Consider the following 16665-nt stretch of genomic DNA (forward strand, 5'->3'; position numbering starts at 1 on the left):
TTCAATAACCAAGATAATAAATATTTTTTATCCTATCAGCAAACTCAACATTATCAATTAAGCAAAACATTCTATTCTCATACTTAAAAACTAAAAAATTATCAAATTTTCCTTTATTCTTAAGATAGTACTTATTTAATTTCATTAAATCATATATTTTTTTACATATAACAAACAAAAAGGACTTTTTTCCCGTTTTCAAAAAGTTATCAACAAATTTGTCAAAATTTGTATAAACATAAAAGTTAGATAATATCATTATAAAAATATTAAAAACAGTCCACATATACATAATTGTTAAAATTAAAGCTGAGAATGAGCCATAAAGTGCATTGTATATAGACTTGTTTATCAATATAAAATAAAACTTACTAAATATTACCATTAAAATCAAAGATATTGCTGAAACAATCAATAAATTTTTGAATTTAACCTCTTTTTTTAATATAACGAATAATAACAAAGTCAATAATATCCAGATTACAGCATAATAAATCATCTTTAAATAAAATTGCTGCAAAACTCCTATGTTTATAAAATCAGAAATAAAATTAATAGCAAAAGAGAATAATATCTTTATAAGCATCAACAATACCAAAACTAAAAGAAGAAAAAATACACTTAAAAATGATACAATCCATTTACTTTTTACTTTCCTTTGATCTATCTCAAAAAGATAAATAACTGTATCAAAAAATCCTCTTATAAATATTGTCGAAAACATTATTGCAATAAATAAACCAAAAAGACCATACCCAAATATTATTTTATTATACTTAGATAAACTTAAACCCAAATAATCAATAATCTGGAAACTCACTAACTTTTGTAATTCTGATACTAACAACTCATAATACTTTGTTTTAATAAATAATATATTCAATAGCAACATTATTAACATTAAAGCTGGAAATAAAGATAAAATTAAATATATAGCCAAAGAAGAAGCATAAAAAGAAAGCTTCTTTTCTTTATAATATATAAAGGAGAAAATAAAACTAAAAATCAATTTCAAAATTCATTCTCCATACGAAGTAAAACCATTATTCAAAATTTTCTACTATCCATTATAATATCATTTATATATTAATAAGTTAACCTCGAATCACTCCATATGCTTTAAATATATATTTATACAATACTGTTTTATTTGATTTTTAATTAAATATATTTTATATATTAACAAAAATATACCAAGATGCAAACAAAATGATAGGAAGATTATTCAAAATAATTAAAAATAAAAAACAAACATTTTCTGACCCTTTATCAGGCTATATAAACAATTTAATAAATAGTATTAATAATGATGAAATTTTTAAGAAAAAAATCAATGATGCTACCTTTTGTGTTATCGATACCGAAACCACAGGTTTGGAAATTAAAACTGCAAAATTGATTAATGTTGCTGCAGTAAAAGTAGTAAATTTTAAAATCAAAGATTTTTACAATGTGTTTATAAACCCTGAAACAGAAATACCAGAGAGCTCAATTCAATGGCACGGAATAACTAGCGATATGGTAAAAGATAAACCCACTATCGCTGAAATACTACCTGAGTTTTTAAAGTTTGTCTCAGACTCAGTTATCGTCGGACATCATGTAAATTTTGATCTAAAAATGATCAACAAAGAATTACAAGAATATTTTAATGCTGAAATTAAAAATATCTGGATCGATACAATGCTTCTTTTTTCAAAAAATATCTTAAATAGAGATGAACATGTAAGTCTCGATTATCTTTTAAAACTTTACAATGTAAAGTGTCAGGGACGCCATACTGCACTAGGTGATGCACTAGCTACAGCAGAAGTGTTTAATAAGCTTGTAATAAAGATAAAACACAAATTTCAAACTGTGGGAGATTTATATCAATCACAACTTAGAGTATTAGCAAACCAATAACTACATATCATTGAAAACTTTCTTCAAGTTTTCATAGCAACTAATCATTAACATTTAATTGCTCCAACTCTTCTTCAGAAAATGGCTCAACATATATAGTTTTATAGTTTTTGTAAATAACGTAACCTTCTGGTGTTCCTTTAGGTTTTTTAACATATTTCCTTAAAGTGTAGTCCACTGGCACCCTTTTTTCATTTTTAAATTTTGAAAAACTTGCAGTAATACGAGCAGCAGTAATTATATCATCTTCAGCAACTGGAGATTCTTTCCTCAGAATCAGATGCGCAGAAGGTATTTCATGCGCATGAAACCAATAATCATTAGGATTAGCAATTTTAAAAACAACAAAATGATTAGAACGACTATTTTTCCCTAAAAAAAACAGTATATCATTCTTTTTAAAAGTAAGATATGGAACATTCACAACATCTTTAACTTTATTGTTTTTTAAAACAAAAAGCTCTTCATAAAGTTTATTAACCTCTTCCAAATTCATATTTTCTAAATTAAAAATTTCTTCTTCATAATAAGATATTGTTCTTTTTACTTCATCAATCCTATTAGACAATTTTTCCAATGCTCTTTTCAATTTTTCAGCACTAGCATATAAATTTTCAATTTTTTTTAAAACAGATTCCCCAGAATCAATATAATAAACAATCTTTTCCACACCATATTCAGTATATTTATCAAGCAATACTCTTCCTGTCTTTCCTTTTATTTTCGAAAGATTATTTTTTAAAAGCTCTGCTTCTTCATAATATTTTATATGATTCTTAGCTTTTTCTAAATCATCATATAGATTCTTTAATAACTTTTCATAATTCAATTTCTTCTTAATGTAATAGTTTTTTATTCTTACAAACTTATAATCATTATGACTTTTAGCTCTAACAATAGAATCAAGATGCTGGTCTAAGAAATCTATCTTTATTTTTTCTTTATACGACAATATCTCAAAAGGTATAAGTTTATTTTGATTATCCAAATAGAAAGAGTCATCCAAATTAAGTGAGTTTAAAATAAAGTTCTTAACATTTTCAAAGTTGCTAAAATGATTACGTAATTCATTTGCATGTTTTGCTGTCACTTTATAAAACCCTTCTAACTCTTCAAAATCATCACAATTTTCAATGTTGAACAAATTATTTTTTTTATTACTTTTAAAAGGTGTATAAATATTTCCTAAATTAATCTTTCTATCACTATCAATATTATTATCATTCCATCTAAAAATTATTTTATCACTTTGATCCAAGACAAAAACATTAGATAACCTACCAACTATTTCAAAAATCAGTTTCATTTGTAATAACTTACCACTGGGTTTCCTTTTTATCAAGTTTAAGGTCAACAGCCTATCAAAACCACGCTGTTTTATTTCAACAATTTTTGCATTTGAAATATGTGTAAGCCTTATTCTACCATGCTTTTGATTATTAGATACTAGAATATAAGAATTTAGTAATAAATCAAAAATTAGAAAAAAATTTTTATTATTATAAAGACTTAAAATAAACCTATCATGATCATATGCACACCAGTTAATACGGGCATTAACCAACTGAGGTTTAAAATAATTGATTATTTTATATAAAGACAAACCATCCATTAATCACTATTGTCTCAAAAACCGTTCAAACGCCTTTTTATCATTAGCTTTCAAATAAGCTTCCTCAGGAGATACAATCTTTTTCATTAATAAATCCATAATTGATTGGTCCATTAATTGCATACCATCAGCTTTACCAGTTTGAATAACAGAAGGTATTTGAAACGTCTTACCTTCCCTAATTAAGTTAGCCACTGCACTATTAACAAATAAAATTTCTAATGCAGCTACTCTTCCAGGTTTATCACATCTTTTCAAAAGTTGCTGAGCAACCACCCCTTTCAACGACTCAGAAAGCATTGTCCTAATTTGTGCCTGTTGGCCAGCTGGAAAAGCATCAATAATTCTATCCACTGTTTTAGCTGCAGAATTTGTATGCAAAGTTCCAAAAACTAAGTGTCCAGTTTCAGCTGCTGTAATTGCAAGCTCAATAGTCTCCAAATCACGCATCTCACCAACTAAAATTACATCAGGATCTTCTCTCAAAGCAGCTCTCAATGCTGAAGCAAATGAATCTGTATGGTTACCAACTTCTCTTTGATTGATAAGACACCCTTTATTAACATGTACAAATTCTATGGGATCTTCTATTGTCAGTATATGATCTTTTCTAGTTTTATTAATATAATCAATAATTGCAGCCAGAGTCGTTGACTTTCCACTACCGGTAGGTCCAGTTACTAGAACAAGACCTCTTGATAAATCAGCAAATTTCAAAATCTGAGGTGGAAGATTAAGTTCCTCCACAGATAAAATCTTTGCAGGAATTTGCCTAAAAACAGCTGCAATTCCTCTTTTTTGAAAAAAATAGTTTGCTCTAAATCTTGCAACACCCTTAATTTCATATGCAAAATCTAAATCACCTTTTTTTAAAAAAAGCTTTCTTTTTTCTTCATCCAAAATTTCAAACAATAACGTTTTTAAGATCTCATCAGTCAACACCTGGTATTTAATCTCAACTAATTCACCGTGTATACGCATCATAGGTTTGCAACCTGAACTAAGATGAAGATCACTTCCACCTTGCTCAATCAAATATTTGAAAAAAGCATCAATCTTAGCCATTTTCAAAACCTGTAAGTTTTTTTAACTCAGCTTTAGTGTAATAACCATCTATTTCTTCAAACAAATACCCTAAATTACTACATTTTTCACATCCAACACTATCACAATCACACATTTTTGGTATATAACCAATAAAATAAAATTTTTTATCATCACAAATATAATCAATTGTTGTTAGTATTTTATTATAATAATTTTTATCAAAAACAAAATTTCTATACCCAGGAACATAAGTTTTAGATGAAAACAGAAATTTGTTTGAATAAACACTCTTATTCAAACAAAACAAGATGTCATCGTAAATCAATCCAAATCTTGCTGCAACTATGATATCATAATCTTTTTCACAAAAAAATGCTCTATCAATAGGAAATACTGTAGTCATTTCACAGCTTTCATTACAAAACTTTTCATAACATATATCGTACCCTTCTTTCATAAAAAATTTTTTTATATTTTCAACCAATTCACCATTAGATTTAAAAGTAAAAAGTTCTTTCCTTAAACCAAAGCCAAAAGCAAAAACTTTAATATGATTTTCATTTTTAATAAAGTCTAATCTATAGAAAGAAGTCTTCTTTATTTTTTTTATCCATTCTGTTAAATAAACATCCAAGTCACCATCGTCTTTTATAACTCTCTGTAAAAGCTCTTTAATTTTTCTGCCATTTGCCAAAGATACCTGAACTTTTTTTTGCTTTAATTTTTCCAACTCATCAATAAGTTCACTATTGAAAGGATCATCCGTAACAATTGCTAGAGTATCTCCTGTTTCATAAAGGGGGATAAAATTAAATTTTTTAAGTAAATCAGCAGGAAAAGTTTTTATATAATCATGTTCAAGTATTTTTTCATTTAAAATTACAAACGGAATATCCAACTGTTTACTTAAAATATACTCTATATCATCGTAGGAAATTTTACCTAATTCAACAAGCGCCTCTCCCAATCTCAAACCACGTGATTTCTGATATTCCAACCCCTCTTTCAAATCATCTTCATTTATCAAGCCATACTCAACTAGTAATTCACCTATATTTTTTTTAATCATCAAAATCCCCTAATTCTTCAGAGATTTTATCCAATTCATAATTATAAAACATGCTCAATTCATTAGTAAATTCCTCAATAATACTACTGTAATTGTCATTAACCACATTCACAGCTTTCTTTAATGTGTTTCTATTAATATTATAAAATGTACCCACAGTATTTAAAGTAAAATCTATATCTGTAATACTCAAGGTAGTAAAATATTCGCATACTGCAGCTATCAAATTACTGTTTGAAAATACAGCACCCTTTTTGTATAACATCTCTAACAATTCTAAACCTTTTTCAATTTCAAATCTAAAATACCCACGGACACACATCCCTTCGGTGAGAAGAGTTGCAGCTCTTACATATAACCGATTATTGATAGATTGTAAAAAAGGAAACAAAATATTTTTCTTAATATTCTTCAGGTTTTCTTCAATATCGACAAACTCATCATAAGCATCTAAAAGAATAAAACTATCAGGATATTTACCCAGTGCTTTAATAATAATCTTTTTAGCTGACTCGAAATCTTTATTTACAACATAACCATACGCATAATCAACAAAAGACTGCTCATCAAGATCAGTTTCCTTTAAGATTTTCTCAAAGATAAATTTAGCATGAATTATATCTCCAACAAAAGCATAACAACATCCTAACTGTCTCAACACTTCTTTCTTATACTTTTGATGTTTCAAATAACTTTTAAATAATTTAATTGCATCATAGTATCGATTTTCAATAATTAAAATATTGCCAAAATTAAGTAGTGCATTACTATTCCTAATGTTATATTTAAGAGATAAATTATAATATCTTTTAGAAAGCTTGTAATTACCAGTTTGAAATTTTAAAACGCCTAAAAGCTCATAAATTTTAGACTTATCTAAAGCAGAAATATTGCTACGTTTCAAATAGCTTTTCAATAATGACTCAGCCCTACCATATTCTTCACTTTTCATAAAAAAATGAACTTTTTGATCATAAAAATATTTAATCTTCTCATTCATAACTATATCTTACAACATACATCAAAAATTACAATCTTTATTTTTACATAACTAAGCACAAAGATATACCTTTTAAGAAACTGACAAAAATAAAAGTGGCAATATATTTATAAATTTCATACATTTTTAATAAAATCAAGAAATTCAACTTTGAGTGCACAAAATAATCAATTTATGTTATAATTAAGAAAAAGGAGGTAGGAAAATGGCTACAAAAGTTGGAGAAATATATTATTGCTCAATATGCGGAAACAAAGTAAAAGTAATTGAATCTGGCAAAGGCACTCTTGTATGCTGTGGTCAAGATATGGAAAAAGTTTAGTAATCCTAAAACATAATTTTCTATTTGTTAATACTATTGAAAACTAAAGTAAATACCTTTGTTGTTAAAACAAGTTATATCGTTCAACTTTTTTACTTGACTTTAGTAAAATATTTTATATATTAACATCAGATATTTTAAGGACCCTCCTCCCCCCTCCTTAAAATATATTTTTTGCCAGCCTAACAGGCTGGCTTTTTTAATATCATGGAGTTTTAATATCTACTTGTTAATTTTTTATCTTTAGATTATACTAAATGTAAAGTTAACATTAGAATGGGAATAGCTATGTATAGAACTAGTTTTATGGTATATAGGATGTGTGTTAATATTGTGGCAATAGGATTCGCTGCTTTATTTTTTAAACATATAGTAATTAACTCCTTTTTATCTTTATTTATTGCTGGAGTACTTTTAACTATCTTAAATATTATATTAAAACCGGTAATACTTATATTAACGTTACCAATTCAAATACTCTCTTTCGGAATTTTTTACCTTATAACTAATGCTTTTATTTTAAAATTGACTTCAGTATTAATTGGTGGCTTCTTTATTGACGGTTTCTGGCCTGCAGTAGGAGGTAGTATAATAATAGGTGCTGTAAACTTTATCTTTGATATTTTCGCTACAAATTCAGAAATAAGGTTTTTTGAATGGAAATAAAAGAAATTCAGGAAGATCTTGAAAAGTTTGAAAGTTTAATTAAATCTTTTAACTTTGAATATTCAAATTTTTTTGCAGGTAACATAAAACATCCTCCTATTGTTAAAGAAAGAGAAATCAATAAAATTATTAGGAAATACAACTTATATCAAATAACCAATCCAACACTTCGTTTCAGATTCAACAATTTAGTTGCTAGATTTTTGACATATAGAGAAAAATGGAATAGAAAAATGATGGAAATAGAGGGCATCAAGCGCAACTATATAAAAAGAGGCTATCTTGATGATGAAACTAAAACGTATAAAATGGAATCAGATACAAACACTAAAATAGATAAAGAACTTGAAAAACTTTCAGATTCCTATAATAAAGAAAAAATCAAACAAATAATAAATAAGAAGGTGAAAGAAATGCAAGCAAAAGGTTTTAAAGATTTTGAAATAAAAATAAATATCGTAAACGGAAAACCAAAATTATTAATAAGGCCAAAACTATGAAAAAGAAACTATTTAAAATAACTTTTTTAAATGATAAAAAAGAAACCCTTACAATTCATGCAAGCAAAGTTAATACATCTTCTTTTTTGGGTCTAATAGAAGTATCAGATATTGTTTTCCTTGATACTTCAGAAATTTTGTTTACACCTAATGATGACAAAATAAAAAGTGAGTTCAAAGACGTAGAAAAAACATTTATCCCAATAAACTATATCGTCAGAATAGACGAAATTATATTAGAAAAGGAAACCCCTATTATTAGACTTTATAAAAACGATTCATGAAATTAATAGAAAAATATATTATAAAAGAGTTGATTCCAATATTTGTGCTTGGCAACCTCTTTTTTATTTTTCTTTTATTGTTAGACAAGTTTATCTCTTTATCTGATTTAATCTTTACTAAAAACGTTCCTTTTTTCATTATTATAGAACTAATAATTTTCTACCTCCCTTCCTTTCTTGTAATCACAATCCCAACATCTACTTTATTAGCATCATTAATAACTTACGGAAGACTATCTGATGATTCTGAACTAATTGCTATAAAATCTTTTGGAGCAAATAAAATTACACTTTATAAACCTACAGTCGTCTTTGGTATGTTATCATTAGCATTAGCCATTTTAATGAGCATCTATCTAATGCCACTCGGTAATGAATACGCAATAAAAAAACTTTTTGAAATCTCAAAATTTGTTTCAATTAAAGATTTTAAAGAACACGAACTTTATACAGAAATACCAGGCTTTATTCTTTATGCTGACAAAAAATTAGACGATAATAATTACAAAGGGTTCATTATTATAAATAAAGATAAAAATGTTGTAATAACTTCAAAATTAGGTACCATTACAAATACAAATAACGGAAACTTGATTTTCAATTTAAAAAAAGGAGTTTTATTAAATATGAATAAATCTACTCCATCAAAAATAGAATTTAGTAACTTTCTTGTAAATATCCCTATAATAACAACTAACAAAATTGATATTAAATCAGAAAGATTAATGACCATGAAAGAATTAAAGAAAAACTTTAATAAAAATACACTTTACAAATTTGAGTATTCAAAACGTTTTGCTCTCCCTTTTGCATCAATTATCATGGCTTTTTTTGGAGGCATATTAGGTTCATTCTTTCATAGAAGCGGAAAAACATTTGGGCTTTTTATGTCTATAATAGTTGTACTTGTTTATAACTCATTATTTATCTTCTCCCAAAATATGATTAATACAGTACCTCCTTTTTTTGCAGCATGGATTGCAAATGTATTTTTTTGTTTTCTATCACTTTTTGCCTTAAAAAAGGTCTAAAATGAAAAAGTTTAATAAATATGTGTTAAAGATTTATTTATTAAATCTTATCTCAGTACTTGCATTGATTTTAATCTTATATACATTTTTCCAAATAATTCAGCATACAAAATATTTATCAAAATACAATACTTCTTTATTTAATATATTAGTTTATGATTTCTTAAAAATTCCTTATTCTATATATCAAGTATTTCCAGTAGCTGGAGCAACAGCCGTCGTAATTACTATATTAAAATTAATTAAAAATAATGAGCTTATAGCATACCTCAGTCTCGGCGGTAAAATTAAAGACTTAGTTTTGTTAATTGTAATACTAAACTTTATTTTTACGGGTATTTTAATCTATTATTCTGATGTAATTAATCCTAAGATTGAAAGTATAAGAAAAAAATTTAAAGAAGAGAAAATATATAAAGAAAAATATATAAAAAATTTTTCCTTAACAGACTTTTATTTTAAAGAAAAAAACTTTATATATTCAATAGGACTAATAGCATTTGATAAAAAAACATTTTTTGATATAACAATTTATAAAATTAAAGACAATAACATAATAAAAGTAGTAAAGGCTGATAAAGCAATTTACAAAGGGAATAACGTTTGGATCTTCTACAATTACAAATCTTTTGATACATCTGATATCCCAAAAATTGAATACTCATACAAAAAACTAGAAAGTTTAGACAACACATTGACACAATTAATAAACCTGCCATCAGATGAACCCAAAAGACTAACATTTAAAGAATTAGATAAAATTATCAAAACTTATGAATCAAAGGGACTTAATGCTGATAAATACAAATTAATTTATTACAATAAAATCTCCGTACCACTAATTTTGATTGTTATGATCATTTTCTTAATCCCTTTATCTATTGATATATCAAGAAATTATCAATACATAAAAATAGCCTCAAAATCTCTGAGTTTTAGTATGTTATTTTGGATATTACAATCAATATGTATATCGTTAGGAAAAAGTGGAATTTTAACCCCAGTTTTAGCAAACTTTACATCACATATAATTTTTACATTTTTTGGCTTATATTTAATAACAAAAAAAGAAAAAGGTCTATAAAAAGTTATCTAACTCTTCTTTTACATGCTCTATCACATTACGCATATATCTTTCATCCAACTTACCCAACGGAGATGGTGTTTCAAAAATTCTCTTAGGTAATCTAAGAGAATCAAAAGAGAATCCTTCTCTAAATTTAAATCTGTATTTATCATATAAAATTTTTTTCCCGATCACTTTTAATTCATCTAATCCTAATTCTAACCCTGCAATTTTCAATGACTCAGATACTATTTCAGGTTTATAAATTTCTCTTGCAAAAAAGCATATTACTATGCTTGATAAAATCTGACGCCACTGTTCTTCAGAGATTAAAGCTTCTGCCATTTCTTTTGGAGTTAATCTATTTTTCGGAAGAATCTTTTGATCAATACTGTAACCTGCATTATCCAGATGGCTATGTCTAGCACCTATTGAATATCCTAAATAAGCAGCAGGTCCCGTATGATAACCAGGCATTTCATTTTTACCAAACGCTAAAGCAAAATCTTTCCCACCATATTTTGATGACGCATATTCAACACCATTCGCTAAAGCATAATAAAATTCATTAGGTTGTTCTACAATTAAATCTACTGCTTTTAGATAATGATCTAACTCACCCCATTTAAGATCTACCCCCATTGTCTCATCAGTAGTAATCATACCACGCTCTAAAGCCTCTGTTGCCCAAGCAAGAATAACCCCTGTACTCATTACATCAAGTCCAAGAATTTCAATCTTATCCATCAATTTCAAAAACTTTGGAGCGTCAGATAAACCTAGCATAAAACCCAATGCATATATTGGCTCATAATCGTAAGAAATCATAGATGTTTTATAGAAATATGGCTCATCTCCATACGGTTCTCTCAAAACCGCTATATGGACACATCCCACCGGACAATGAGCACATGCTACCCTTCGACCAAGAAAATTTTCAGCAAAATTTTCTCCTGATAATTCCCTTGCATATTTAAATCTTCTCTCCTTTAAATTATAAGTTGGTAGTCCACCGAGCTCATTTAAAGGAAGGACATTTTGTGGAGTCCCCAAATCATGGTACTTTTTCATTGCTGAACTTGAAACAGATGCTTTGTAAATATCAGAATAAAGCTTTTTATATTGTTTCATATCGACAACAGGCAAAGATTTTTTCCCTGATATAACTATTGCTTTTAGATTTTTGCTACCAAATACGGCACCTAAACCAAGCCTACCGAAATGGCGATATGTCTCTGTAGTCACACATGCATATGAAACCAACTTTTCACCTGCTCTACCAATACGCATTATTGTCCTTAAACCATCGCCAGATTCTTTTTCCCTTATTATTCTTCCCACTGTAAAACTACTACTCATTCCCCATAGTGCAGAAGCATCACGAAAAAAAACTTTCCCGTCATGAATAGCAAGATATATAGGGAAATCACTCTTACCCTTAATAACAATTGCGCCATAACCAGCCATTCTAATAGCAATAGCACTTCGTCCGCCACAATGACTCTCACCAAGATTTTTTGTATGAGGAGACTTAAACATTGCAACAGTTTTTGAAGCCAAAGGAAATAGTCCTGTCAAAGGCCCTACTGTAAAAATAATAGGACTCTCTGGCGATAACGGATCACAATTTTCTGGACACTCTTCATGAAGAAGTGAAATAGCAACACCAGAGCCACCTATATTTTTATTAAAAAGATCCTCTCTTCTTTCAACCCAAAAGCATTTATTAGTAAGATCTATATATAATACATTAGCAAGCGAATCATTTATAAGCATTATTTACCTCCCTTTTTCCATTTTTAAAACACCATGAGGACAAAAATTAACACAATAACCACAATGAGAGCAAATCATAGGCTTATTGATTTCATCATCCCAAAAAACAGCACCTATAGGACATGCATCAAGACAATATCTACACCCTATACATTTTGAATTCTCAACAAAAACTCCACCTTTTTCCCGTTTAGTCAATGCATTAGTAGGACAAACCTTAACACAAGAAGGATCTTCACAGGCTCTACATACAATTATAACAAAACCATTTTTAATTCCACCCACTGATTTTACCATCAAGCTTGTTTTTGACAATCCTGCTTCATTATTTTTTCTTGAACATGCAAACATACAGCTTTGACATCCTACACATCTTTCTGAATCTGCTACAACTAATCTCATTCCTTCATCTCCCATTAAAATGTTAATTTCAAAAAACTAACCCAGTTCTTTTTAATTTTTCTTCCATAAAATCAAAAAGTTTTGCTTTAAATTGAACGATATTACCCGTGATAGGATGTACAAACTCCAAAAAATATGCGAAAAGTGTCAACCTTTTATCTTTAACACGTTTATTATATAGATAATCTTGCATTAAGGGAGATTGATAAGCTTTTAAATGAACTCTTATTTGGTGAGACCTGCCAGTTTTTGGAACAGCTTCTACAAAAGAATACTTTTCATTGTAAGCTATTGGATAAAAGGTCGTTATAGATTTCCTCCCACTCTTAAAATTTATTTTATACTTACCACGGTAATTTCTTTTGGATATAGGCAACATTGTTGTAAAAGGATACTTCAATATTCCTTCAGTAATACAAAGATATTTTTTTTTAACAGAACAGTTTTGAAACTGAAGAGATAACCTTTTATGAGCAAAACTGTTTTTTGCCAAAACAACCACTCCACCCGTACCAGCATCAAGCCGGTGAACAACGAATATTTTTCCGTATATATCAGCAAAATGCGCTTTTAAATTAAATAGACTTTCATCATACCTATCAGGTATTACGAGAACACCATGATTTTTACATACAACCAATATATCATCATCTTCATATATTATATCATATTTCTTAGAAAATTGACTCATAGTCATAAAGATAACATTTCAGTTTTTCCCCCGCAGGTATCTCACCTACCCTATCATCTTCAATAACAGCAAATGCATTACCAAAAAATATTGAACTAATCACATGTGAGTCCTGTGTCCTAAAAGGAAATGCCAAAAACTCCCCTTCATTCAATTTCACACTTACACGATTAAAATGGAAACGATTATTTTTTTTCGTCATATTACCCATCAGCTTTGCATATACAAAACTGTTCGTATATTTTTTAAATCCAAGCATCTTTCTTAAAGCAGGTAACACATAAAAAAACGTACAAAAAAATGCACTAACAGGATTTCCAGGTAAAGCAAAAAACGGTATTTTCCCATCAATTAGCGCAAAAGAAAAAGGTTTACCTGGTTTCTGTTTTACATTTTTAAATAGCCATTTTATTCCTCTCTTCTCAAATGCATTAGTAACAACATCAAAATCCCCAAATGAGATACCGGCACTACTGATAACAGCATCATAATCCTCAAACAATTCAAAAAGCTTCAAAAACCTATCAGAATCATCCTCTGCAACACCAAAATATGATATATCAATACCATAATTTTCAAGTAAAAGTTTTATATTATAGCTATTTGCATCATAAATCTTTTCACCACTTAAAATTTCTCCGGGTACTAATAACTCATCCCCAGTTGCTACTACAGCTACCTTTAAACGTCTAAATACCTTAACATTGAAAATACCACAACTAATCAATCTCGAAATATCCCACGGTTTCAAAAATTTCCCTTTTATATCTATCTCATCACCTACCTTAATATCTTCTCCAACTTTTCTAACATTTTTTCCTTTTTTTATTTTATCAAGTAAAAAAATAAACTCTCCCTTTTCATCAACTTTTTCAACTTCCATCACAGTATCGGCACCATCAGGCATTTTAGCACCAGTCATTATTCTATAGCATTCACAACCCTTTTCAATTTTATAATTACCAAAATCTCCAGCAGAAATAGTTCCTCTTATTTTAAATTTATTATCACATTCTTTTAAATCATCGTATCTAAAAGCAAACCCATCCATTGCTGAATTATCAAACCCAGGCAAATTTACCTTTGATTTAACATTTTCATAAGCAACTCTATTTGTAGCATTAAATACAGGAATCAGTTCATACCCAACTTCTTTTATGTTTGACAATATTAAATCTAAAGCATCATAAGGATTTATCATCTTCCACCCCATTAAAAATACTTACTTAGATTATAAGTCAGTTGCAAATCTTTTTCAACTAACTATAATATATTTATAATTATTAAGTAGGAGGTTATTATATTAACAGGGAATATCAAAGATTTAAAACAAAGTATTATTAATAAATTAGAAAAGCTTGACAGAAAAAAGTTCAAAACTGATTTTGTCATCTCACCAGAATTAGCAAAACGACTATCATTGCTTTCAAAAGAAATAAATAGACAAATTGGGCTTTTAATTGATAGATCTAATGAAATACAATATGTAATAGTAGGAGATAATAAATCTATTTTCATACCTGAGCTTAAAAGATTTAGATTAGTTCCAGGAAAATTAAGAGGTTTAAGGTTAATCCACACTCATCTATATAATGAAAGACTGACAGAAGATGATATTACAGATTTAGCAATGCTTCGTCTTGATGCTGTATCAGCTATACTTATAAATCAAGAAGGGCTTCCATCAAAAATAGAAACCGCTTTTCTTATGCCACCAAACAAGGAGAATAAATTATATGAACTTCTTGATGAAACAGATATTTATAACCAAAAAACTAGTTTTATAGGATTTATCAAAAACTTAGAAAAAGAAATTAAAGAAAAAAGTGTATCTCTCTTTCAAGTAAAAGAGGAAAATAATGCATTCCTTGTAGGATGTTATAAAAATAAAGAAGAAGTTAATGAGTCTCTATCAGAATTAAAGGAACTGGCAAGAAGTGCAGGTTTAAATATCGTTGATACAATTTATCAAATTAGAAAACAAGTTGATCCAAAATATATATTAGGAATTGGTAAGTTAAAAAATATAGCAATTAGGGCTTATCAACTTGGAGTAGACTACATAATCTTTGACAATAATCTTACGCCTTCACAAGCTAGAGAAATAAGTAAGCTAGTAGAAATAAAAATTATGGATAGAACTCAACTAATTTTAGATATTTTCGCTAAAAGAGCCCATTCTAATGAAGGAAAATTAAAAGTAGAACTCGCTCAATTAAAATATTTAATGCCAAGATTAAGTGTTAAGGATGACTCTTTGTCACGCCTTACTGGCGGTATTGGCGGAAGAGGCCCAGGTGAAACAAAATTAGAAATAGACAGACGTAGGATCAAAGATAAAATTGCTTTTTTAACAAGAAAATTAAAACAGATTGAAAAAACCAGAACTATCCAACGTAAAAAAAGAACTAAAAAAGATATCCCCACAGTATCTATTGTGGGATACACAAATGCAGGAAAAACCACATTAATTAATAGCCTAACAAACAGTAAAATATATGCTGATAATTTGATGTTTGCTACCTTAGATACTAGTTCTAAAAGGCTCCGCTTTCCTGAAGAAAAAGAAATAATAATTACTGACACAGTGGGATTTATTAAAGATTTACCTGAAGATCTAAAAGATGCCTTCAAATCTACCCTAGAAGAGTTATATGATGCAGACCTCCTTTTACATGTAATCGATATCTCAAATAAAAATTATATTAAACAAATTGAAAGTGTAAATAAAATACTAGAAGAACTTAACATTAAAGATATAGATACTATTCTTGTTTTCAACAAAATTGATTTAGTTAACGATGAATATTTGAAAGAAGTAAAAAAGAAATATCCAGAAGCAGCTTTCATATCTGCATTGGACAGAAAAACATTCCAACCCCTTCTCGACAAAATCTTTTACAAAATATTTAAAAAAAAACTAAAATATGCGTCCAGCTGAATTAATTATTTATCGACAAAAGCTCTTTGAAGAAAAACGTTTTAAAGAAATATATGAGCTTTACGATGATAATAGTCTTCTTAAGCAAATGTATCCGTCACTTACCGATTATACCATATTCATGGCAAAATTCGCAAAGCAAATAAAAATAAAAAAAATACAAATCCTTGATGAAAATATTAAAAGTAATTTATCAAAAGTTACTTTTTTTGAATATATCCTCGATAATCAAAATAGTATTGTTCAATTTTGTATATCATACATGAAACAAGTACAAGGTTCATGGAAGATAATCAAAGAGATAAGAGAAAAAATAGACTTCAAAGATAGCAATAGTTAGCCCTAACAAGGGC

General features: G+C 28.1%; 18 protein-coding genes. 9 read left to right on the forward strand and 9 right to left on the reverse strand.

The features are described from left to right. Nucleotide 1 precedes the first annotated feature (1 nt). Complete coding sequence (locus OWK30_RS02395; RefSeq protein ID WP_423323240.1) at nucleotides 2-1015, reverse strand: YhjD/YihY/BrkB family envelope integrity protein; 1014 nt, start codon at nucleotides 1013-1015, stop codon at nucleotides 2-4. Nucleotides 1016-1209: 194 nt separating this feature from the next. On the opposite strand from OWK30_RS02395, the gene OWK30_RS02400 reads away from it, so the two are divergent. Next, nucleotides 1210-1905: a 3'-5' exonuclease gene (locus OWK30_RS02400; protein WP_423323242.1), complete on the forward strand. Its 696-nt coding sequence runs from the start codon at nucleotides 1210-1212 to the stop codon at nucleotides 1903-1905. A 40-nt stretch (nucleotides 1906-1945) separates the two neighbouring features. On the opposite strand, the gene OWK30_RS02405 is transcribed toward OWK30_RS02400, so the two are convergent. Genes OWK30_RS02405 through OWK30_RS02420 form a run of 4 tightly spaced genes read right to left on the reverse strand, consistent with a single transcriptional unit; the run spans nucleotide 1946 to nucleotide 6633 of the window. Next, nucleotides 1946-3517: an NFACT RNA binding domain-containing protein gene (locus tag OWK30_RS02405; RefSeq protein WP_423323244.1), complete on the reverse strand. Its 1572-nt coding sequence runs from the start codon at nucleotides 3515-3517 to the stop codon at nucleotides 1946-1948. 6 nt (nucleotides 3518-3523) lie between these two features. Continuing rightward, nucleotides 3524-4582 carry a type IV pilus twitching motility protein PilT gene (locus OWK30_RS02410; protein WP_423323246.1) on the reverse strand — a complete coding sequence of 353 codons (1059 nt, stop codon included), beginning with the start codon at nucleotides 4580-4582 and terminating at the stop codon, nucleotides 3524-3526. After that, entirely contained in the window at nucleotides 4575-5633 is a 1059-nt protein-coding gene (locus tag OWK30_RS02415; RefSeq protein WP_423323247.1) for a cyclic di-GMP-binding domain-containing protein, MshE-related, read from the reverse strand. The genes OWK30_RS02410 and OWK30_RS02415 overlap by 8 nt, the downstream gene beginning before the upstream one ends. After that, nucleotides 5626-6633 carry a tetratricopeptide repeat protein gene (locus tag OWK30_RS02420; protein WP_423323249.1) on the reverse strand — a complete coding sequence of 336 codons (1008 nt, stop codon included), beginning with the start codon at nucleotides 6631-6633 and terminating at the stop codon, nucleotides 5626-5628. The genes OWK30_RS02415 and OWK30_RS02420 overlap by 8 nt, the downstream gene beginning before the upstream one ends. Nucleotides 6634-6838: 205 nt before the next feature. On the opposite strand from OWK30_RS02420, the gene OWK30_RS02425 reads away from it, so the two are divergent. From OWK30_RS02425 to OWK30_RS02450, 6 genes are all read left to right on the forward strand, one after another. Beyond that, nucleotides 6839-6955: a desulfoferrodoxin FeS4 iron-binding domain-containing protein gene (locus OWK30_RS02425; RefSeq protein ID WP_423323251.1), complete on the forward strand. Its 117-nt coding sequence runs from the start codon at nucleotides 6839-6841 to the stop codon at nucleotides 6953-6955. Between the two features lie 288 nt (nucleotides 6956-7243). Then, complete coding sequence (locus OWK30_RS02430) at nucleotides 7244-7621, forward strand: phage holin family protein (RefSeq protein ID WP_423323253.1); 378 nt, start codon at nucleotides 7244-7246, stop codon at nucleotides 7619-7621. Then, nucleotides 7612-8121 carry a hypothetical protein gene (locus tag OWK30_RS02435; RefSeq protein WP_423323255.1) on the forward strand — a complete coding sequence of 170 codons (510 nt, stop codon included), beginning with the start codon at nucleotides 7612-7614 and terminating at the stop codon, nucleotides 8119-8121. Before OWK30_RS02430 ends, OWK30_RS02435 begins: the two co-directional genes overlap by 10 nt. Continuing rightward, complete coding sequence (locus tag OWK30_RS02440; protein WP_423323256.1) at nucleotides 8118-8405, forward strand: DUF1820 family protein; 288 nt, start codon at nucleotides 8118-8120, stop codon at nucleotides 8403-8405. The genes OWK30_RS02435 and OWK30_RS02440 overlap by 4 nt, the downstream gene beginning before the upstream one ends. Beyond that, complete coding sequence (locus OWK30_RS02445) at nucleotides 8402-9436, forward strand: LptF/LptG family permease (protein ID WP_423323257.1); 1035 nt, start codon at nucleotides 8402-8404, stop codon at nucleotides 9434-9436. Before OWK30_RS02440 ends, OWK30_RS02445 begins: the two co-directional genes overlap by 4 nt. Before the next feature lies 1 nt (nucleotide 9437). Then, complete coding sequence (locus OWK30_RS02450; protein ID WP_423323259.1) at nucleotides 9438-10520, forward strand: LptF/LptG family permease; 1083 nt, start codon at nucleotides 9438-9440, stop codon at nucleotides 10518-10520. Here OWK30_RS02450 and OWK30_RS02455 read toward each other — a convergent pair. The 4 genes from OWK30_RS02455 to OWK30_RS02470 are packed head-to-tail and all read right to left on the reverse strand — an operon-like array spanning nucleotide 10515 to nucleotide 14572. Beyond that, nucleotides 10515-12278, reverse strand: a complete 1764-nt coding sequence (locus OWK30_RS02455; RefSeq protein ID WP_423323261.1) for an aldehyde ferredoxin oxidoreductase family protein — start codon at nucleotides 12276-12278, stop codon at nucleotides 10515-10517. The genes OWK30_RS02450 and OWK30_RS02455 overlap by 6 nt on opposite strands. Before the next feature lie 3 nt (nucleotides 12279-12281). Continuing rightward, nucleotides 12282-12680 (reverse strand): 4Fe-4S dicluster domain-containing protein, encoded by a 399-nt coding sequence (locus OWK30_RS02460; RefSeq protein WP_423323263.1) that lies wholly within the window; start codon nucleotides 12678-12680, stop codon nucleotides 12282-12284. A gap of 28 nt (nucleotides 12681-12708) precedes the next feature. After that, nucleotides 12709-13371, reverse strand: a complete 663-nt coding sequence (locus OWK30_RS02465) for an RluA family pseudouridine synthase (protein WP_423323265.1) — start codon at nucleotides 13369-13371, stop codon at nucleotides 12709-12711. Continuing rightward, nucleotides 13355-14572, reverse strand: coding sequence for a molybdopterin molybdotransferase MoeA (locus tag OWK30_RS02470; protein ID WP_423323267.1), 1218 nt, complete (start codon nucleotides 14570-14572; stop codon nucleotides 13355-13357). Before OWK30_RS02470 ends, OWK30_RS02465 begins: the two co-directional genes overlap by 17 nt. Before the next feature lie 219 nt (nucleotides 14573-14791). On the opposite strand from OWK30_RS02470, the gene hflX reads away from it, so the two are divergent. Together hflX and OWK30_RS02480 are read left to right on the forward strand one after the other, a co-directional pair. Continuing rightward, complete coding sequence (gene hflX, locus OWK30_RS02475; RefSeq protein WP_423323269.1) at nucleotides 14792-16312, forward strand: GTPase HflX; 1521 nt, start codon at nucleotides 14792-14794, stop codon at nucleotides 16310-16312. Further along, on the forward strand, nucleotides 16299-16652 hold the full coding sequence (locus OWK30_RS02480; RefSeq protein ID WP_423323271.1) for a hypothetical protein: 354 nt from the start codon (nucleotides 16299-16301) through the stop codon (nucleotides 16650-16652). The genes hflX and OWK30_RS02480 overlap by 14 nt, the downstream gene beginning before the upstream one ends. Nucleotides 16653-16665: the final 13 nt, after the last annotated feature.

The sequence above is a fragment of the Deferribacter abyssi genome (assembly GCF_049472655.1).
Lineage (GTDB): Bacteria > Chrysiogenota > Deferribacteres > Deferribacterales > Deferribacteraceae > Deferribacter > Deferribacter abyssi.